This window comes from Falsirhodobacter algicola (assembly GCF_018279165.1).
Taxonomy (GTDB): Bacteria; Pseudomonadota; Alphaproteobacteria; order Rhodobacterales; family Rhodobacteraceae; genus Falsirhodobacter; species Falsirhodobacter algicola.
In genome coordinates, this window is the sequence record NZ_CP047290.1 from 90,502 (window position 1) to 108,402 (window position 17,901).

At 69.1% G+C, this 17,901-nt stretch carries 19 protein-coding genes and 1 other RNA gene; 12 read left to right on the forward strand and 8 right to left on the reverse strand.

Annotated features, from left to right (window positions below; translation table 11 throughout):
• The first annotated feature begins 31 nt into the window (after positions 1-31).
• The 8 genes from GR316_RS11875 to GR316_RS11910 all read left to right on the forward strand — a co-directional run bounded on the left by GR316_RS11875 (position 32) and on the right by GR316_RS11910 (position 6,362).
• Complete coding sequence (locus GR316_RS11875; protein WP_211785217.1) at positions 32-2,188, forward strand: esterase-like activity of phytase family protein; 2,157 nt, start codon at positions 32-34, stop codon at positions 2,186-2,188.
• An 89-nt stretch (positions 2,189-2,277) separates the two neighbouring features.
• Positions 2,278-2,976 carry a 7-cyano-7-deazaguanine synthase QueC gene (queC, locus tag GR316_RS11880; protein ID WP_211785218.1) on the forward strand — a complete coding sequence of 233 codons (699 nt, stop codon included), beginning with the start codon at positions 2,278-2,280 and terminating at the stop codon, positions 2,974-2,976.
• Positions 2,969-3,325 (forward strand): 6-pyruvoyl trahydropterin synthase family protein, encoded by a 357-nt coding sequence (locus GR316_RS11885; protein WP_211785219.1) that lies wholly within the window; start codon positions 2,969-2,971, stop codon positions 3,323-3,325. The genes queC and GR316_RS11885 overlap by 8 nt, the downstream gene beginning before the upstream one ends.
• A complete protein-coding gene (queE, locus tag GR316_RS11890; RefSeq protein ID WP_211785220.1) occupies positions 3,304-4,011 on the forward strand; it encodes a 7-carboxy-7-deazaguanine synthase QueE in 708 nt (235 codons plus the stop codon). The genes GR316_RS11885 and queE overlap by 22 nt, the downstream gene beginning before the upstream one ends.
• Positions 4,011-4,472 carry a preQ(1) synthase gene (gene queF / locus GR316_RS11895; protein WP_211785221.1) on the forward strand — a complete coding sequence of 154 codons (462 nt, stop codon included), beginning with the start codon at positions 4,011-4,013 and terminating at the stop codon, positions 4,470-4,472. The genes queE and queF overlap by 1 nt, the downstream gene beginning before the upstream one ends.
• Before the next feature lie 39 nt (positions 4,473-4,511).
• Positions 4,512-5,132 carry a DUF1007 family protein gene (locus GR316_RS11900; protein WP_211785222.1) on the forward strand — a complete coding sequence of 207 codons (621 nt, stop codon included), beginning with the start codon at positions 4,512-4,514 and terminating at the stop codon, positions 5,130-5,132.
• Positions 5,123-6,001 carry a nickel/cobalt transporter gene (locus tag GR316_RS11905; protein WP_211785223.1) on the forward strand — a complete coding sequence of 293 codons (879 nt, stop codon included), beginning with the start codon at positions 5,123-5,125 and terminating at the stop codon, positions 5,999-6,001. The genes GR316_RS11900 and GR316_RS11905 overlap by 10 nt, the downstream gene beginning before the upstream one ends.
• A 1-nt stretch (position 6,002) precedes the next feature.
• Complete coding sequence (locus GR316_RS11910) at positions 6,003-6,362, forward strand: DoxX family protein (RefSeq protein ID WP_211785224.1); 360 nt, start codon at positions 6,003-6,005, stop codon at positions 6,360-6,362.
• On the opposite strand, the gene GR316_RS11915 is transcribed toward GR316_RS11910, so the two are convergent.
• Positions 6,359-6,892, reverse strand: coding sequence for a nucleotidyltransferase family protein (locus GR316_RS11915; RefSeq protein ID WP_211785225.1), 534 nt, complete (start codon positions 6,890-6,892; stop codon positions 6,359-6,361). The two genes, GR316_RS11910 and GR316_RS11915, sit on opposite strands and share 4 nt — an antisense overlap.
• A complete protein-coding gene (locus tag GR316_RS11920; RefSeq protein WP_211785226.1) occupies positions 6,889-7,815 on the reverse strand; it encodes an XdhC family protein in 927 nt (308 codons plus the stop codon). The genes GR316_RS11915 and GR316_RS11920 overlap by 4 nt, the downstream gene beginning before the upstream one ends.
• A 203-nt stretch (positions 7,816-8,018) precedes the next feature.
• On the opposite strand from GR316_RS11920, the gene GR316_RS11925 reads away from it, so the two are divergent.
• Positions 8,019-9,455, forward strand: coding sequence for an efflux transporter outer membrane subunit (locus GR316_RS11925; RefSeq protein ID WP_211785227.1), 1,437 nt, complete (start codon positions 8,019-8,021; stop codon positions 9,453-9,455).
• Positions 9,456-9,544: 89 nt separating this feature from the next.
• Positions 9,545-10,258: a deoxyribose-phosphate aldolase gene (deoC, locus tag GR316_RS11930; protein WP_211785228.1), complete on the forward strand. Its 714-nt coding sequence runs from the start codon at positions 9,545-9,547 to the stop codon at positions 10,256-10,258.
• On the opposite strand, the gene rnpB is transcribed toward deoC, so the two are convergent.
• The 5 genes from rnpB to gatC all read right to left on the reverse strand — a co-directional run bounded on the left by rnpB (position 10,256) and on the right by gatC (position 13,819).
• An RNA gene (gene rnpB, locus GR316_RS11935) (RNase P RNA component class A) lies at positions 10,256-10,653 on the reverse strand. The two genes, deoC and rnpB, sit on opposite strands and share 3 nt — an antisense overlap.
• A 13-nt stretch (positions 10,654-10,666) precedes the next feature.
• Positions 10,667-11,302: an N-acetylmuramoyl-L-alanine amidase gene (locus GR316_RS11940; protein ID WP_211785355.1), complete on the reverse strand. Its 636-nt coding sequence runs from the start codon at positions 11,300-11,302 to the stop codon at positions 10,667-10,669.
• Positions 11,299-12,036, reverse strand: a complete 738-nt coding sequence (locus GR316_RS11945) for a hypothetical protein (RefSeq protein ID WP_249218855.1) — start codon at positions 12,034-12,036, stop codon at positions 11,299-11,301. The genes GR316_RS11940 and GR316_RS11945 overlap by 4 nt, the downstream gene beginning before the upstream one ends.
• A 20-nt stretch (positions 12,037-12,056) precedes the next feature.
• Positions 12,057-13,535, reverse strand: a complete 1,479-nt coding sequence (gatA, locus tag GR316_RS11950; RefSeq protein WP_211785229.1) for an Asp-tRNA(Asn)/Glu-tRNA(Gln) amidotransferase subunit GatA — start codon at positions 13,533-13,535, stop codon at positions 12,057-12,059.
• Positions 13,532-13,819, reverse strand: coding sequence for an Asp-tRNA(Asn)/Glu-tRNA(Gln) amidotransferase subunit GatC (gatC, locus tag GR316_RS11955; protein ID WP_211785230.1), 288 nt, complete (start codon positions 13,817-13,819; stop codon positions 13,532-13,534). Before gatC ends, gatA begins: the two co-directional genes overlap by 4 nt.
• Before the next feature lie 107 nt (positions 13,820-13,926).
• Between gatC and GR316_RS11960 the strand changes: the two genes are divergently transcribed.
• Both GR316_RS11960 and GR316_RS11965 read left to right on the forward strand, forming a co-directional pair.
• Positions 13,927-15,549, forward strand: coding sequence for a DUF4153 domain-containing protein (locus GR316_RS11960; RefSeq protein WP_211785231.1), 1,623 nt, complete (start codon positions 13,927-13,929; stop codon positions 15,547-15,549).
• Positions 15,550-15,590: 41 nt separating this feature from the next.
• Positions 15,591-16,355, forward strand: a complete 765-nt coding sequence (locus GR316_RS11965) for an EcsC family protein (RefSeq protein WP_211785232.1) — start codon at positions 15,591-15,593, stop codon at positions 16,353-16,355.
• On the opposite strand, the gene GR316_RS11970 is transcribed toward GR316_RS11965, so the two are convergent.
• Positions 16,352-17,830, reverse strand: coding sequence for a replicative DNA helicase (locus GR316_RS11970; protein ID WP_211785233.1), 1,479 nt, complete (start codon positions 17,828-17,830; stop codon positions 16,352-16,354). The genes GR316_RS11965 and GR316_RS11970 overlap by 4 nt on opposite strands.
• Between the last annotated feature and the right edge of the window lie 71 nt (positions 17,831-17,901).

The window sequence follows — 17,901 nt, forward strand, 5'->3', positions numbered from 1 at the left end:
CTGCCGGGACCGCAATTCCCGGGGGGATGATATGAACCGCATCGCACTGACATCCGTACTGGCGCTGGCCACTGCCATGCCCGCGCTGGCCGAGACGACCTTCAACCGCATCGCCGCCTTCGCAACGCCGGACAACATGGCGGAGGGCGAGGATCGCAGCCGCGAAACCTCCGCCGAGATCATCTCGGTGTCCGAGGACGGGAACACGCTCGTCTATTCCGACAGCCCGCTGGGGGTGCTGGGGTTCGTCGACATCACCGATCCGGCGGCGCCGCGCCCCTTGGGCAACGTGGCGATGGACGGCGAGCCGACGACGGCGGTCATCATCGGCGAACGGGCCTTCGTCGGGGTGGACACCTCCGCCAGCTTTGCCGAGCCGTCGGGCGCGCTGCGGATGCTCGACATGCGGACCGAGGAGGTGCTGGAGAGCTGCGATCTGGGCGGGCAGCCGGATTCGGTCGCCAAGGCCAAGGACGGCAGTTTCCTTGCCGTCGCGATCGAGAACCAGCGCGACGAGGATGCGGGCGATGGCGGGTTGCCGCAGATGCCGGCGGGCTTCGTGGTGAAGCTGCCGGTGGTGGATGGCGCGGTCGATTGCGGCGCGATGCAGCGCATCGACGTGACCGGTCTCGCCGAGATCGCCCCCGAGGATCCGGAGCCGGAATTCGTGGATGTGAACGCGGCCGGCGAGATCGTCGTGACGTTGCAGGAGAACAATCACATCGTCATCATCGGGGCCGATGGCCGCGTGGTGTCGCATTTCTCGGCCGGGACGGTGGATCTGGAGGGGATCGACACCGAGGATGACGGCGCCTTGTCCTTCACCGGCAGCGCCGAGGCCTTGCCGCGCGAGCCGGATGGCGTGAAGTGGCTGGACGCCGATCATGTCGTCACCGCAAACGAGGGCGACTGGAAGGGCGGCAGCCGCGGCTGGACCATCTTCGACCGCACGGGCGCGGTGGTGTACGATTCCGGCGCGGAGTTCGAACATGCGGTGGCGGCGGTCGGGCATTACCCGGATTCGCGGTCGGACGCCAAGGGATCGGAGCCGGAATCGATCGAGGTCGGTACCTTCGGCGGCACGCCCTACGTCTTCGTCGTGGCCGAGCGGGCGTCGGTCATCGGGGTCTATGACGTGACCGATCCGGCGGCGCCGGTGCTGACGCAGATGCTGCCCTCGGGGATCAGCCCCGAAGGGCTGGTGGCGATCCCGCAGCGGAACCTTCTGGCCTCGGCCAACGAGGCGGATCTGGGCGAGGATGGCGGCGCGCGGGCGCATGTGATGCTGTTCGAGGGCGGGGACGGGCCGGCGGCCTATCCGATGCTGACCTCCGAAGGATCGGACCCGCTGATCGGCTGGGGCGCGCTGTCGGGGCTGGTCGCGGATGGGGAGGGGATGTTCCACGCCGTCTCCGACAGCGTTTACGGCCGGCAGCCTGCGATCTTCGCCATCGATGCCCGCGAGACGCCGGCGCGGATCACCCGCAAGGTGGTGGTGACGCGGGACGGCGCGGCGGCGGAGAACCTCGATCTGGAGGGGATCGCGCTGGACGGGGAGGGCGGGTACTGGCTCGCCTCGGAGGGGAACACCGAGAACGGCATCCCGCACGAGATACTGCATGTGGACGCCGAGGGCGCGATCCTTGCCGAGGTTCCGGCCCCGGACGCGCTTCTGGAGGGCGAGACGCGCTATGGCTTCGAGGGGATCGCGCGGGACGGCGATGTGCTGTGGATGGCGGTGCAGCGGGAATGGAACGACGCGAAGGGGTTCGTGAAGCTCGTCGCCTATGACAGCGCGGCGGGCGAATGGCTGGGGGCCGTGTCCTATCCGCTGGAGACGGCGGAAGCGGGCTGGATGGGCCTGTCGGAGATCGCGATCCATGACGGGTCCGCCTATGTGCTGGAGCGGGACAACCAGATCGGCGCGGCGGCGAAGGTGAAGAAGATCTTCCGCGTGGCGCTGGCGGATATGGTGCCCGCGCCCTTCGGCAGCGATCTGCCGGTGATGCAGAAGGAGGAGGTGCGCGATCTGATCCCCGATCTGCACCGCACCCATGGCTATGTCGTGGACAAGGTCGAAGGGTTCGCCATCACCGAGGATGGCGAGGGCTGGATCGTGACTGACAATGACGGCGTCGACGACAGTTCGGGCGAGACGCTGTTCTTTGGGATCGGCCGGGTGGACTGACCCCCCGCTTGCACAAGGGCGGCGCTTTCGATATGCGCCGTCCATCCCGGTCGCAGCCTACCCGGGTGATCAAAACAAGGGTTATGGATATGAAGACGATCGTCATCTGCTCGGGCGGGCTGGATTCCGTATCGCTGGCGCATGTGCTGGCGAAGGCGGGGGATCTGGCCGCGCTCGTTTCCTTCGATTACGGGCAGCGGCACCGCAAGGAACTGGATTTCGCCGCCGAGGCCGCCGCGCGCCTTGGCGTTCCGCATCACCTGATCGACATGACGGGCATCGGGGCGGCGCTGACGGGATCGGCGCTGACCGGCGGGGCCGAGGTGCCCGACGGCCATTACGCCGAAGAGACGATGCGCATCACCGTGGTGCCCAACCGCAACGCGATCATGCTGACGGTGGCCTTCGGGCTGGCGGCGGCGCAGGGGGCGGATGCGGTGGCCACGGCGGTGCATGGGGGGGATCACTTCATCTATCCCGATTGCCGCCCTGCCTTTACCGAGAGCTTTGCCGCGATGCAGGCCGCCGCCCTCGATGGCTATGCCGATGTGCGGCTGCTGACGCCGTGGGTGCACCGCAGCAAGGCCGACATCGTGACCGACGGTGCCCGCGCCGGAACGCCCTTTGCCCGGACATGGTCCTGCTACAAGGGCGGGGAGATCCATTGCGGGCGCTGCGGCACCTGCGTGGAGCGGCGCGAGGCCTTTGATCTCGCGGGCATCGACGATCCCACCCCCTATGCCGACCCCGATTTCTGGCGCGCGGCCGTGGAGGGGCGCCATGTATAGGATCACCAAGGAATTCGCGTTCAGCGCCTCGCATCAACTGGTCGATCTGCCGGCGGATCATCAATGCGCGCGGATGCATGGGCATAATTACATCGTGGTGGTGGAACTGGCGGCGGCGGATCTGAACGCGCATGGCTTCGTGCGCGATTATGGCGAGTTGAAACCGCTGAAGGCGTTCATCGACGACACGCTGGACCATCGCCATCTGAACGATGTGCTGAACGACGGGATGGTGACGGCGGAGAAGCTGGCGCGCTTCCTCTTCGACTGGTGCGCCGCGCGCTGGCCGGAGACGGTGGCCGTGCGCGTCAGCGAGACGCCCAAGACATGGGCCGAGTACCGGCCATGATCCGCGTTTCGGAAATCTTCGGGCCGACCATTCAGGGCGAGGGCGCGCTGATCGGGCTGCCCACCGTCTTTGTGCGCACGGGGGGCTGCGATTATCGGTGCAGCTGGTGCGACAGCCTGCATGCCGTGGACAGCGCCTTTCGCCACACATGGGTGCCGATGACCGCCGAGGCGATCCTTGGGCGGATCGCCGAATTGTCGGGGGGGCGGGGGCTCATGGTCTCCCTCTCGGGGGGGAATCCGGCCATTCAGCCGCTGGCGCCGTTGATCGCGGCGGGCCATGCGCAGGGCTATCGTTTCGCGCTGGAAACGCAGGGGTCGATCGCGCAGGATTGGTTTGCCGATCTCGATTGGCTGGTGCTGTCGCCGAAACCGCCGAGCAGCGGCGAGACGGTGGATTGGGACCGCTTCGCCGCCTGTCTGGTGCCCGGCCCGCAGGTGGTGATGAAGATCGTGATCTTCGACGAGGCTGATTACGCCTTTGCGCGCGATGCGGCGCGGCGGTTCCCGGACCTGCCGCTCTATCTGCAGCCCGGCAACCCGGTGGTGGAGGAAACCGCCACCCCGACCGGGCTGAACGAACGTATGCTGTGGCTGGTGGACCGGGTGGTGCAGGACGGCTGGTTCGCACCGCGCATCCTGCCGCAGTTGCATGTGATCCTTTGGGGCAACAAGAGGGGCGTCTGATGGACGAGACGATCTATTCGGGGCTGAAGCAGCTGGGCGGGGCGACGGTGATGCCGCAATCGCCCGAAGAGGCCGTGCTGGAGCGGGTGCGCAATCCGCAGGACGTGCCCTATTGCGTGCGCTTCACCGCGCCGGAATTCACCTCGCTCTGCCCGATGACGGGGCAGCCCGATTTCGCGCATCTGATGATCGATTACGTTCCCGGCGATTGGCTGGTGGAATCGAAGTCGCTGAAGCTGTTCCTTGGCGCGTTCCGCAATCACGGCGCGTTCCACGAGGATTGCACCATCTCCATCGCGCGGCGTCTGGTGGAGTTTCTGGAGCCGCGCTGGCTGCGCATCGGCGGCTATTGGTATCCGCGCGGCGGGATTCCGATCGATGTCTTCTGGCAATCGGCCGAGATGCCGAGCGGCGTGTGGATCCCCGATCAGGGCGTTCCCCCCTATCGCGGGCGCGGATAGTTGATTTGCGCGGGCGCCCGCCGCGGGGTAGCGAGGGGCATGTTGCGCCTGCTTCTTCCCCTGTGTCTGCTGGCTGGCCCCGCCGGGGCCCATCCGCATGTCTTCGTCGACGAGGTCGCGGGCTTTCGCGTCGAGGGTGGGATGCTGACCGGGCTGCGGGTGCTGTGGCGCTACGATGCCTTCTCCACCTTGGTGCTCTATGATCAGCTGTCGCTGGACGAGGATGGGGACGGCCTTCTGGACGCGGACGATCTGGCGCGCGTGGCCGCCGGCGAAACGGAATGGCCCGAGGATTACGAGGGCGACACCTATCTGTTCCAAGGCGGGGCGAAGGTGCCGCTGGGGCGGCCCGAAGGCGCCTCGGCGCGCATGGTGGGCGACCGGGTGGAGGTGAGCTTCGATCTGCCGCTGGCGCAGCCCGTTCCGGCGGCGGAGGGCGTGGTGCTGAAGCTCTACGATCCGCTTTATTACTACGCCTATACCGCCGTGGGGACGGATCCGGCCCCCGAGGGGTGCGCGGCAAGGATCGTGCATTTCGAGCCGGACGCGCTGGACCGCCGCCTTCAGGCGGAACTCGCGCGACTCGGCACCGAGGACATGCCCGACGATCCCAATATCGGCGCCCATTTCGCCGAGGAGGTCCATCTGACATGCGACTGATCGGCGGGATTGCGGCGGCGCTGGTGCTGATGGCGGTGCTGATCGTGCTGGGCCAGCATTACGGCCTGCTGGCCCTTGGCTGGGCGGCGGAGGGACAGCAGCGGGTGCAGACGGCGATGGCGGGCGCGGTGCGGGCGATCAAGGCCGGCGATCCGGGCGCGCTGTGGCTGCTGACGGGGCTGTGCGGGGCCTACGGGTTCTTGCACGCGCTTGGTCCGGGGCATGGCAAGGTGCTGCTGGGGGGCGCGGCGCTTGGCACCGATGTGCGCCCGTGGCGGATCTTTGCGATCGGGGCGGCGGCGAGCCTTGCGCAGGCGGGGGCGGCGATCCTTCTGGTGCTGGTGGTTCTGGGGGCGTTCCGGCTGACCTCGGCCCATGCGACGGAACTGGCCGAGGGGACGCTGACGCTTCTGAGCCGCGCCGCCGTGGCCGCGATCGGGGCGGTGCTGATCTGGCGCGGGCTGCGGCTGCTGCGCGCGGCGGGGCAGGGGGATCACCATCATCATCACCACGATCATGGGCCCGATTGCGGCTGCGGCCACGATGCGGCGTTGAAGGCCGGGTCGCTGACCACGGCGCGCGAGGCGGCGGCGATGATCCTCAGCATCGCGGCGCGGCCCTGCACGGGGGCGATCTTCCTATTGGCGGTGGCGTGGCGCTTTGGGATTCCGGGCGCGGGCGTGCTGGGGGTTCTGGCGATGGGGGTCGGGACGGCGGCGCTGAACGCGCTGGCGATCGGCGGCGGCCTTTTGGGGCGGCGGCTGGCGGGGCTGGGCCACCGGGTGGGCGGGCATGGCCGTCTGGCCGGGGTGCTTCAGGTGGCGGCGGGCGGCGCGATGGCGGGCCTCGCGGCCCTTGCGATGGTGTAGGATGAACGACGCGTTGAACCTTGCGGGCCGGGTGCTGATCGCCCTTCTGTTCCTTGCGGGGGCGGCGCAGAAGGCGCTCGATCCGGCGCCGGTGGTGGAAATGATCGGCAGCCTCGGCCTGCCGGGGGCGCTGGTCTGGCCGGTGGCGCTCTTGGATGCGGTGGCGGCGGTGCTGCTGGTGACGGGGCCGCGGGTGCGGACGGTGGCGATCCTCGCCGCGCTCTATTGCATCGGGACGAGCTGGTTTCATTGGCAGCTGCGGGCCGATCCGTGGCAGGTGACGATCGTGGTGAAGAACTGGGCGATCGCGGGCGGGCTTCTGGTGCTGGCGGCGGCGGGGCCGGGGCGGTTCGCGCGCTAGGGCAGATCCTCGGGGTGGTCGATGTCGATGAGGGCGGCGGGCGGCGCATGGATCAACTGGCCCGGCGGCAGATCGCGCAAGAGCGCCCCCGCGCCCCGATCGCCCTGCAGCGCGGCAAGGCGCGCGAACCATGCGGGCGGAAAGCAGGCGGGCGGCATCGGGCGCTGGCCATCGGTGGCGGCGGCGGGCAGATCGTGGCCCACGCGGGCCGCGACGGCGCGCAAGAGATCGGCCGTGACATGCGGCATATCGGCCAGCGCCACCAGCGCGTTCCCCCCATGAAGCGCGGCGATGCCGGCCCGCAGGCTGGCGGCTTGCCCGCCCGGTGGGATGCGGATGATGCGGAACCCCTCCAGCAGCGGGGCGAGGGCGGGATCGGCGATGACGGCAATGCGCGCGGGGCAGGCGGCGGCCATCGCGGCGGCGGCATGCGCAACGAGCGGGCGGCCCCGATAGAGCGCCCGCAGCTTGCAGTCCGGCCCGAAGCGGCGCGAGGCACCGGCGGCCAGAAGGATCCCGGTGACGGTCATGCGGCGGCGGCGAGGATTTCGGCCAGAACCGAGACGGCGAGCACCCGCGGCTCGCGCGTCGAGGGGATCAGCCCGATCGGCCCGCGCAGCCGGGCAAGGGAAGCCGGGTCCGCCCCTTCGGCGCGCAGGGCGGCAAGGCGGGCGTCGCGGGCGCGCTGCGATCCTTGGGCACCGATATAGAAGGCGGGGCTGGCAAGCGCGCCCATCAGGACCGGCGGCTCCCAATCGTGATCGTGAAAGAAGAGCACCACCGCCGTGCGCGCGTCGATCTTCAGATCGTCCGGCAAAGCAGGGCGAGGCAGGGCGCGCACGGTGCAGCCGGCGGCGCGCGCCTCGGCCAAGGTGTCCTCCTCGGGGGAGAGGAGGATATGGGGATAGCCCGCGCCATGGACGAGCCCGGCAAAGACCGCCGCCTCCGGCCCTTTGCCGAAGATCGCGAAACGCGGTTCGGGCGGCAGGTCGACGCGAAAGCCGTCGGCTTGACCGGGATCGTCAGCCCTGAGCGAAAGGTCCGCCCCGATCTGAAGCGCGGTCGGCCGCCGCGCCCGCCGGTCGGCCTGCACCGCCGCCAGAAGCGCGGGATCGGGCCGGGGGATCAGCGCGATCTCCAGCCCGCCGCCGCAGGGCAACTGGATGTCGAGAAAGGGCGAGCCGCGGCCATAGCGGATGCGCAGCGGCCCATCCCGCAGCGCGCGTTCGGCATGCAAGGCGAGATCGGCCTCCACGCAGCCCGAACTGAGCGATCCGGCCTGCTGCCCGCCGCGAAAGGCCATCATCGCGCCGGGGGGGCGGTAGGACGGCCCCTCGGTGCCGGTGATCACGGCCAGAACGCTGCGCTCCGGCGCCTCGGCGGCGAAGGCGAGGGCGTCGGCGGCGGCCGGATGGGCGGCGGCACGGGGCAGGGGGATGGCTTGGGTGTTCATGGCCTGTGATGCTGCAAGGTGACAGGGTGGAACGCACCCCGAGGCGGGGGGTTCCGCGACGGTAAGGCCGATTGCCTCGGGCGGGCAAGACGTGTTTACTCCGCCGCAGGCCCGCATTAATGCTGTGCGCGACATATAACCGAACGGTCGTCCTATAAAAGTCGCGTGGCGGCGGGACCGACCGGAAACGAGGTGACAGCGACATGATCCGAACGTCTTTCCCCCTTCGACATGCGGTGCGCAACGGCACGGCGCTGGTGCTGGTCGCGGCGGTGCTGGCCGGGTGCGGCGCGGTGGATTACACGCCCCCCACGGCGGAACTTCCGGCCAGTTTCAGCGCCGATGCCCCGGCGCGCGATGCCACCCGCAATCAGCAGTGGTGGGCGGCGTTCAACGATGCGCAGCTGAACCAGATGATCCAGCTGGGGCTGGCGCGCAACCTCGACGTGGCCCAATCGATCGAGGCGGTGAACGAGGCGCGGGCCAATGCGCGCCTTGCGGGCGCGGCGGACACGCCCGTCATCAGCACCTCGGCCTCGGCCACGCGGGGCGACAGCGACGGCACCGGCGTCGTGACGACGCAGACCTCGGGCACGGCCGAAGTGTCGTGGATGATCGATCTGTTCGGGCGCAACGCCAACCGGCGCGCGCAGGCGGGGGCGGAACTCGATTCCGCCTATCTGTCGGTGGATGTGGCGCGCCTGACGATGATGAGCGCGATTGCCAACGCCTATATCGACGCGCGCTATTACCAAGAGGCGATGGCCCTGACGCGCCAGAGCATCGAGAGCCGCCAGAAATCGCTGGAACTGACGCAGGCGCAGGTTGAATACGGCAGCGCGCCGCGCCTCGATCTGGTGCAGGCGCAGCAGCTGGTGGCGCAGGCGCAGGCGCAGCTTCCGGCGCTGGAGGTCGGGTTCGATCAGTCGGTGAACAGCCTCGCGACGCTGACCAATCAGCGCACGGCGGTGCTGAAGGGGATGATGGTGCGCGGCGCGCCGCAGCCGCGGCCGCGCTATTCGGCCAGCGTCGGCGTTCCGGCCGAGGCGATCCGCAACCGTCCCGACGTGATCGCGGCCGAGCGTGATTACGCCGCCGCCGTCTATGGCATCGGGGTGGCGAAGGCGGCCTTCTATCCGTCGCTGTCGCTGTCGGGGTCGATCACGCCGATCGACGTGTCGGGTTCGGGCAGCGTTAAGACATGGAGCTTCGGCCCCACGCTGAGCCTGCCGATCTTCAACCAGACCAACAACGCCAACCTGTCGATCACGGAATCGCGGGCGCGGCAGCAGAACCTCAACTGGAACGCGACCGTCTTGGATGCGATCGAAGAGGTGGAGAACGCCTTGGCCGCCTACAACCGCGACGGGCGTAACATCGCGGCGCAGCGCCGACTGGTGGAAACGGCGCAGGAGACGGTGGATCTGGCGCGCACCAGCTTCGAGATCGGGGATACCCAGTTCTTCACCGTTCTGGACGCCGAGCGTACGCTGCTGGATGCCCGCACCTCGCTGGCGCAGGCGGTGCGCCAGCAGGCATCGAACTTCGTCGCGCTGAGCGTGGCGACCGCAGGTTCGGGCCTTGGCCCGCGCGCGCCGGCCACGTCCGAGGCTTCGGTGCAGACGGCGGCGGCGAACTGAACGCAGGTTTCGGCCGGTGCCATGCGGCGCCGGTCCATCCATTTCCGGGCGAGCCGACCTGCCACGCCCATCCATGAAGGGAGTAGCCCATGGACGCCCAGATGATTCGTGACATCATCCGCAGCATCGATCTGACCGACCTGTCCCCCAATGCCGACGAGGCCGGCATCCTGACGCTGTGCGACCGGGCCATGGCCGAGGGCACGGCGGCGGTCTGCATTCCCGCGCAGTTCCTGTTCGCGGCGCAAAAGCGCCTGTCGGGCAGCGGCGTGCAGGGGGCGACGGTGGTGAACTTCCCCGGCGGCGACGCCCCGCTGGAGGCGGTGCTGGAGGAGACGCGCCGCGCGCTCGATCTCGGGGCCGAGGAGGTCGATCTCGTGGTGCCCTATGCGCTGGCCGATGCGGCGCGTACGCGCGACATGGTGGGCGCGGTGCGCGAGATCACCGGCGGGATCATCCTGAAGGCGATCCTCGAGACGGGGCGGCTCGATCCGGCGCAGATCCGCGCGCAGGCCGATGCCGCGATCTGCGGCGGGGCCGATTTCCTGAAGACCTCCACCGGGATGGTGGATGTGGGCGCGACGCCCGAGGCGGCGGCGATCCTGCTGGAGGCGATCGTGGCCTCCGAGGCGCCGGTGGGCCTGAAGGTGTCGGGCGGGATCCGCACGGCCGAGGCGGCGGCGGGCTATCTGACGCAGGCGCGCGCCGCCCTTGGCACGAGCGAGCCGTCGCGGTTCCGCATCGGGTGTTCGGGGCTTTTGAACGCGCTGACCGGCGGGCGGGCGGCGCAGACGGGATATTGACGCGGATGGCCTGTAAGCCGGATTCTGTTCCGGGGCCGAAACCCCTTCGATGACCATTCATCTGGTCCCGCCGTTGCCGGCGGGATCTAGCTGCCAACCCGGACCTCTGGGCTGAGGCGTCCCTGCACCGTGGTCTCTGCCGAGGCAGACCTTACGGGGCGCGAGGTCCCTATTCGGCATTGCTCCGGGCGGGGCTTGCCTTGCCGTTCCTGTTGCCAGGACCGCGGTGGGCTCTTACCCCACCGTTTCACCATCACCCCGACATGCGGGGCAGACTCTTCTCTGTGGCGCTTTCCCTCGGGTTGCCCCGGCCGGACGTTATCCGGCGCCCTTGCCTCATGGAGTCCGGACTTTCCTCGAGGGGGCAAGCCCCCCGCGGTCATCCGGCCATCCGCGTCAGCGCAGGGGTTACGCGGGCGGGCGCAGGGCGTCAAGCCCCGCCGCAAGGGCGCGGTCCTCGGCGCTGAGCGGGCCGGTCGCGCCGGGGCGGAAGCGCAGGCGGAAGGCGGCCAGCTGGTCCGGGCCGGGGGGAAAGCCGAAGGCCGTCAACTGCGCGGCGGTATCGCCCGGTGCGGCGGGCGCGGGCCAGACCGACAGTCCCTGACGCGCCAACCGCCGCCAATCGAAGCGCGGGCCGGGATCGACCTTGCGGTCCGGGGCCATGTCCGAATGGCCGATCACACCGAGGGGCGGGATGTCCCAGCGGGCCATGATCGCGCGCAGCAGACGCTCCAGCGCGGCCATCTGGGGTTCGGGAAAGGGGGAGGCGCCGTCATTGTCCAGCTCGATCCCGATGGAGCGGGAGTTGACATCGCCGCGCCCCTGCCAACTGCCGGCCCCGGCATGCCATGCGCGGCGATCCTCGTCGACGAGGGCGATCGTGCGCCCGCTCCGGTCGATCAGCCAATGGGCCGACACCTCCGCCGCGGGATCGCAAAGCCGCGCCTCGGCGGCCGCGCAATCGCGCATGGCGGTGTAGTGCAGCACGATCAGCGCCGGTTTCTGGCCATCGCGCCGGGGGCCGTGATTGGGCGAAAGGCTCAGCCCCGCGCGGCGCGGAAGGGCGCCGGATCCCAGCCGCAGGCATAGCCGTCGCCGTCCGGGTCGAGGTTGTTGCGGTCGCGCTCCGGTCCGCCGGAGGCAAGGAACGCCTCCTGCGCCTGATCGGGGGTGCCGTATTTGGCGCATTGCGTCGCCGAGTTGCTGAGCCGCAGCGAGGAGCGGCTATAGACCTGCGCGCCGCGCGGGTTGTTCGTCTGAAGCGCGTAGGCCACGATGTTCGGGCCTTCGTTGTTCGGACGCTGCGGCACGGCCTCGGGCTGGATCGTGACGTATTGCGCGCGGTTCTGCGCGATCTCGGCGGCGTCTTCGGCGATGGACCGGCGGGACGAGACGGCCTCGAAGTTGTTCTCGTTCGAGATGCCGGTATTGCCGTAGACGGCGGTCATCTCGCCGTTTTCGACGCGGATGTTGCTCGGGGCGTTGCCGCGCGGACGTTCGCCCGTGGGATAGGCGGTGGCGGCGGTCGTCGCCGTCGTCGTGGTGGCCGTGCCGGTGCCGTTCTGGGCGGCGTTGATCGCGGCCAGCGCGCCTTCGGTGCTGAAGCCCTGCTGCGCGGCGGTCGCGGTCGTGGTGGACTGATAGCCCTGCGGCACGGAATTGTGCGTGCGCATATAGCTCTGATAGCTGTCAGGCGTGGAGGGGGCGCAGGCCGAAAGCCCCGCCACCGCCACCATCAAGGCCGAAATCCGCAGCATCGCCATGTCCATCCGCCCCATCTGTCCGAATCCGTAGCCGCTTACCACCATTTTTGTGGCTTGGCCACAAATCCGGCGGCACGCTCCAACACGTAGGCGTGATTGAGCAGCCCCGCCTCGTCCCACGGCTTGCCGATCAGTTGCAGCCCCAGCGGCAGGCCCGCCGCATCGCGCCCCACCGGGACCGAGATGCCGGGCAGGCCGGCGAGGTTCACCGTGACGGTGAACACGTCGTTGAGATACATCGCCACCGGATCGGCATCCGCCATCTCGCCCAGACCGAAGGCCGCCGAGGGGGTGGCCGGGGTCAGGATCGCGTCGATGCCATCCGCGAACACCGTCTCGAAGTCGCGCTTGATGAGGGCGCGGACCTTGCGGGCGCGGTTGTAATAGGCGTCGTAGAAGCCCGCCGACAGCACATAGGTGCCGACCATGACGCGGCGCTGAACCTCTTTGCCGAAGCCTTCGGCGCGGGTCTTTTCGTACATGTCGATCAGGGTGTCGCCCGCCTCGGCGGTGGCGCGGTGGCCATAGCGCACCCCGTCATACCGCGCGAGGTTCGACGACGCCTCGGCCGGGGCGATGACATAGTAGGCGGGCAGGGCGTATTTCGTATGCGGCAGCGAGATGTCCACCACCTCGGCGCCCGCATCGCGCAGCATCTGCGCGCCTTCGGACCACAGGGCCTCGATCTCGGCGGGCATGCCGTCCATGCGGTATTCGCGCGGGATGCCGATGCGGCGACCGCGGATGTCGCCGGTCAGCGCCGCTTCGAAATCCGGGACCGCCAGATCGGCGGAGGTGGAATCGCGTTCGTCATGCCCCGAGATCGCCCCGAGCATGATCGCCGCGTCGCGCACCGATTTCGTCATCGGCCCCGCCTGATCGAGCGAGGAAGCGAAGGCGATGGTGCCCCAGCGGCTGACGCGGCCATAGGTCGGTTTGATGCCGACGATGCCGGTGAAGGCCGCCGGCTGGCGGATGGAGCCGCCGGTATCGGTGCCCGTCGCGCCGAGGCAGAGATCGCCCGCCACCGCCGCCGCCGACCCGCCCGAGGAGCCGCCCGCCGTCAGTTGGCGCGCATCGACCTTCCACGGGTTCACCGCCGGGCCGTAGCACGAGGTTTCGTTGCTGCTGCCCATGGCGAATTCGTCCATGTTCAGCTTGCCCAGCATCACCGCGCCTTCGCCGAACAGCTTGGCCGTGACGGTGGATTCGTATTCGGGCCGGAAGCCGCGCAGGATGTTGGACGCCGCCTGCGAGGGCACGCCCTTGGTGCAGAAGAGATCCTTGATCCCGAGCGGGATGCCGCAGAGCGACGGCGCATCGCCCGCCGCCAGACGCGCATCGGCGGCGCGGGCCTGCTCCAGCGCGATGTCGGGCGTCTTGTGCACGAAGGCGTTCAGCGCGTCCCCGGCCTCCACGGCGTCGAGGCAGGATTGCGTCAGTTCGACCGCCGTCATCTCGCGCTTGCGCAGCGCCTCGCGGGCGGCTTCGATCGTCAGGGTGTTCGCGCTCATTCCACCACCTTCGGCACGGCAAAGAAGCCCTCGCGGGCGTCGGGGGCGTTGGCCAATACCTTGTCGGCCATCTCGCCTTCGGTTACCACGTCGGCACGGCGCTTGAGGCGCATCGGCGTGACCGAGGTCATCGGCTCCACGCCGTCCACGTCGACTTCGTTCAGCTGTTCCATGAAGGTGAGGATGTTGCTGAGTTCGCCGGCCAGCGCGGGCAGATCGCTTTCGTCCACGCGGATGCGGGCCAGATGCGCCACCTTACGGGCGGTCTCGATGTCGATCGACATGGATGGGCTCCGGGAGTTTTACGTTGATCTGCGGTGTAACGCGGGGGCGGCGGCTTCGCAAGTCGCGGGGCAGGCCACGAGGTGATCGGATCGTGAGGAGATGGCGGATGGATCACGGGTTGAGCAAACGGGCGGCGACGGCCCTCGTGGGCGGCGCGGCGGGGATCAGCTACTGGGTGCTGCATATCCTGGCCGAAACCGCCGCATTGCCCGAACGGGTGACGCTGGGCTTGGCCGGCATTGCGGCGGCGTTCTTTCTGGGGCTGCTGACGCTGGCCGGGCCGCTGGGGCTCGGGCGGGCGGCGCTGCGGGTGGCGGGGGTCGCGCTGGTGGCGGGGCTTCTGCTGGTGGCGTATTCGCTGCGCTGGAGCGAGGCGGGCGATGCCATCCTCTATGGCAGTCCGTTCTTTGCCTATCTGGCGGTGGTGCTGATCCCGCTGCCCTTCTGCATCGCGGGCCGGAACGATGCCGCCCTGTTCGAGCAGAGCTGGAACATCGTTCTGCGCTATGTCGTGGCGCTGCTGTTCACGGGGCTGTTCTGGGCGATGATCTACCTGTCGGATGCGCTGCTCGGCATCGTCGGGATCGACTGGATCGGGGATCTGATGAACGAGCGGTTCGTCTCCTCGGTGCTGTTCGGGGGGGTGTTCGGGCTGGCGGTCGCGGTTGCCGACGAGGTGACGGGCCGGACGACGCCGCTTCTGGCGCTGCGGCTGTTGCGGCTGCTGATCCCGGTGGTGCTGGTGGTGCTGGTGATCTTCATCGCGGCGCTGCTGTTGCGGGGGCTTTCGGGGGCGTTCGGGCAGCTTTCGACGGCGGGCACGCTCTTGGGCATCTGCATCGTGATCGCCACCCTCGTCAGTGCGGCGGTGGAGCGGGACGACGCCCATGCCGAAACGCGGCGGTCGATGCGGTGGTCGGCGCGGGCGCTGGCGGCGCTTTTGCCGGTTCCGGCGGTGCTGGCGCTGTGGGCGACGGGGCTGCGGGTGGCCGAATACGGCTGGACCCCGCAGCGCGTCGCGGCGGTGATGCTGGCGGGGGCGGCGGTGGCCTATGGCGCGGTCTATCTGGCGGCGCAGGCGCGGCGCGACTGGTCGGGGGCGATCCGGCGCGGCAACCGTTGGCTGGCGCTGATGCTGCTGGGAATGGCGGTGCTGTGGCAGACGCCGCTTCTGGATGCGCAGCGCATTTCGGCGCGCGATCAGGCCGCGCGCATGGCGGCGGGCGAAGAGGTCGGGGCGCGGCGGTCGCCCTTCAACCGCTGGGGCCGCGCCGGAGAGGCCGTCCTGCCGGAACAGGCCGGCCCAAAGGCCGAACCCCGCACCTTGCAGGACAGCATCGCCATCCGCCCGCAGGAGGAGGCCGCCGCCGGTGCGCGCCTTCTGGCGGGGCTGGCGCCCGATATGCGGCAAAGATGGACCGACCTGTGCGGCACGGCCCAGCCCGAGGATCCGCCCGAATGCGTGCTGGTGGTCGGCACCTTCCTGCCGGAGGAGCCGGGCGAGCAGGGGCTTCTGGTGTTCTTTGCCGACGCCTCGTCGCGGGGGCTGATCCTGCGGGATGGGCACACCCAAGAGGTGACGGTGGATATCTTCGTGCCCCGCCACGGCGCAAAGGTCCGCTCGTTCCACGAGGACATCCGTAAGCTGCTGGATGAGGGGCTGGACTTCGCACCCGAACCGCGCAACGCCTTGCGGCTTGGCGGAAGGTTGATCACCCTGTCCCCGTGACTCGGGGGCAGGCGGGACTAGATCGCCGAATGGAGGTAAGCATGCCACAACGAACCGCCCTTGTTCCCATGTCGACCGATACCGAGGCCGAGATCGCCGCCCTTGCGCGCCGGGCCGAGCAGGCCGGCGGCCCGCTGATGAAGGTCGTCAGCTTTGCCGGCACCCGCGCCGAGGGGTTGATGGAGCGCATTCCAATGCCCGTGCGTGAACGTATCGAAGAGGCGACGGCCTTTGCGCTGCGGCGCTGCTATGGCTTTGCGGCGGCGGCGCGCGGCGCGCGGCTGCCCGATGCCGGGCGGCACGGGCACCGGGTGGCGGCGGTGCTGTCGGGGGGGCTCGGGGGCTTCGGCGGGCTGGCAAGTTCGGTGGTGGAACTGCCCGCCACGGTGTCGATCTTCTTTGCCGCGATCCAGAAGGTCGCCGCCAGCTATGGCTTCGATCCCGAGGACGAGGCGGTGCGCGTCGAATGTCTGCGCGTCTTCGGCTCCGGCACCCCGTTCGAGGAGGATGACGGCGTGAACACCGCGTTCCTGGCCAGCCGCATCGCGCTGACGGGGGCGGGGGCGCAGGGGCTGATCGCCTCGGTCGCGCCGCGCCTTGCGGCGGTGCTGAGCCAGAAGCTGGCGGCGCAGACCGTCCCGCTGCTGGGGGCGGCGACGGGGGCGGCGGTGAACCTTGCCTTCATCACCTATTATCAGGAACTGGCGCATGTGCGCTTCGGCCTCTTGAAACTGGCCAAGGATCACCCCGAGGGCGAGGTGATGGAATCCTTCCGCGCCGCCGCCGCCCGGCCCGTCCGCCGTTAGAAGTCGCTGCCCTGCTGCCAGGGTTTCACGAGGTTGCCGAAGCGGGTGAAGCGCCCTTCGAAGGACAGTTCCACCGTGCCGATCGGGCCGTGGCGCTGCTTGCCGATGATGACCTCGGCCTTGCCATGGACCTGTTCCATGACCTGCTGCCACTTGGCCATCGCCTCGAGGTCGTGATCGCCCGGCTTTTCCCGTTCCTTGTAGTATTCGTCCCGGTACACGAACATCACCACGTCGGCATCCTGTTCGATCGAGCCGGATTCGCGCAGGTCCGACAGCTGCGGGCGCTTGTCCTCGCGGCTTTCGACCTGACGCGAGAGCTGCGAGAGGGCGATGACGGGGATGTTCAATTCCTTGGCGATGGCCTTCAAGCCTTGGGTGATCTCCGACACCTCCTGCACGCGGGATTCCTTGGAGGAACCCTTCAGAAGCTGCAGATAGTCCACCATCAGCACATCCAGCCCATGTGTCCGTTTCAGGCGGCGGCAGCGGGCCGCGACCTGACTGATGGGCAAAGCGGGCGTGTCGTCGATATAGAGGGGGCAGGTCTCCAGCGCCTTCGCGGCCTCCACGAAGCGGCGGAACTCGCCCTCGGTCATGTCGCCGCGGCGGATCTGTTCGGACGGCACCTCGGCGGCTTCGGACAGGATCCGTGCGGCGAGCTGCTCGGCCGACATCTCGAGGCTGAAGAAGCCGACGACGCCGCCTTCGACCGCGCCCTCGTGCCCTTCATGGGTGATGCCGCGGCGATAGGCCTTGGCGATGTTGAAGGCGATGTTGGTGGCGAGCGAGGTCTTCCCCATCGAGGGGCGCCCGGCGAGGATCAGAAGGTCGGACGGGTGCAGACCGCCCAGCTTCTTGTCGAGATCGGCAAGGCCCGTGGAGATGCCGGCCAGACCGCCATCGCGCTGATAGGCGGCGTTGGCGACGTTCACGGCATCCGTCACCGCCTTCAGGAAGGACTGGAAGCCCCGTTCGGCCACGCCCTGTTCGCCCAGTTTGTAGAGGCGCTGCTCGGCCTCCACGATCTGTTCCTTGGGCTCGGAGGCGACATCGACCTTGCCGGCCTTGGCGGAAATGTCGCGGCCGAGGGCGATGAGTTCGCGCCGGACGGCCAGATCGTAGATCATCTGCGCGTAATCGCGCGCCGCGAAGGCCGAGATCGCCGCCCCGGCCAGCCGCGCCAGATAGGCCGGACCGCCGAGTTCGCGCAGGCCGGGATCGTCCTCGAGGAAGGCCTTCAGCGTCACGGGGGAGGCGAGGGCGTTCTTTTGGATGCGCGCGGCCGCCACCTCGAAGATGCGGGCATGGACGGGATCGTAGAAGTGATCGGCCCGGCAGAGCGAGGCCACCCGGTCATAGACGTCGTTATTCGTCAGGATCGCGCCCAGAAGCTGCTGCTCGGCCTCGATGTTGTGAGGCAGCGCATCCGGTTCGTCCGGGGCATTGGGGCGGAAATGGGTGATCTCGTTCATCGGCCGGCCATGTTCGGGTAAGCCCGGACCATAGCGCGAAGGGGCGGGCGGCGCAAAGGGGGATGCGCCGC

Excerpts from the sequence above, each read along its gene's own strand:
- gatA (WP_211785229.1), bottom strand. The coding sequence starts at position 13,535 with ATGAGCGCGAACACCCTGACGATCGAAGCCGCCCGCGAGGCGCTGCGC.
- GR316_RS11970 (WP_211785233.1), bottom strand. The coding sequence starts at position 17,830 with ATGAACGAGATCACCCATTTCCGCCCCAATGCCCCGGACGAACCGGAT.
- GR316_RS11960 (WP_211785231.1), top strand. The coding sequence starts at position 13,927 with ATGGATCACGGGTTGAGCAAACGGGCGGCGACGGCCCTCGTGGGCGGC.
- gatC (WP_211785230.1), bottom strand. The coding sequence starts at position 13,819 with ATGTCGATCGACATCGAGACCGCCCGTAAGGTGGCGCATCTGGCCCGC.
- GR316_RS11875 (WP_211785217.1), top strand. The coding sequence starts at position 32 with ATGAACCGCATCGCACTGACATCCGTACTGGCGCTGGCCACTGCCATG.
- queE (WP_211785220.1), top strand. The coding sequence starts at position 3,304 with ATGGGCCGAGTACCGGCCATGATCCGCGTTTCGGAAATCTTCGGGCCG.
- GR316_RS11910 (WP_211785224.1), top strand. The coding sequence starts at position 6,003 with ATGAACGACGCGTTGAACCTTGCGGGCCGGGTGCTGATCGCCCTTCTG.
- GR316_RS11915 (WP_211785225.1), bottom strand. The coding sequence starts at position 6,892 with ATGACCGTCACCGGGATCCTTCTGGCCGCCGGTGCCTCGCGCCGCTTC.
- deoC (WP_211785228.1), top strand. The coding sequence starts at position 9,545 with ATGGACGCCCAGATGATTCGTGACATCATCCGCAGCATCGATCTGACC.
- GR316_RS11920 (WP_211785226.1), bottom strand. The coding sequence starts at position 7,815 with ATGAACACCCAAGCCATCCCCCTGCCCCGTGCCGCCGCCCATCCGGCC.
- GR316_RS11945 (WP_249218855.1), bottom strand. The coding sequence starts at position 12,036 with ATGGGGCGGATGGACATGGCGATGCTGCGGATTTCGGCCTTGATGGTG.
- queF (WP_211785221.1), top strand. The coding sequence starts at position 4,011 with ATGGACGAGACGATCTATTCGGGGCTGAAGCAGCTGGGCGGGGCGACG.
- GR316_RS11900 (WP_211785222.1), top strand. The coding sequence starts at position 4,512 with ATGTTGCGCCTGCTTCTTCCCCTGTGTCTGCTGGCTGGCCCCGCCGGG.
- GR316_RS11885 (WP_211785219.1), top strand. The coding sequence starts at position 2,969 with ATGTATAGGATCACCAAGGAATTCGCGTTCAGCGCCTCGCATCAACTG.
- GR316_RS11965 (WP_211785232.1), top strand. The coding sequence starts at position 15,591 with ATGCCACAACGAACCGCCCTTGTTCCCATGTCGACCGATACCGAGGCC.
- queC (WP_211785218.1), top strand. The coding sequence starts at position 2,278 with ATGAAGACGATCGTCATCTGCTCGGGCGGGCTGGATTCCGTATCGCTG.
- GR316_RS11925 (WP_211785227.1), top strand. The coding sequence starts at position 8,019 with ATGATCCGAACGTCTTTCCCCCTTCGACATGCGGTGCGCAACGGCACG.
- GR316_RS11905 (WP_211785223.1), top strand. The coding sequence starts at position 5,123 with ATGCGACTGATCGGCGGGATTGCGGCGGCGCTGGTGCTGATGGCGGTG.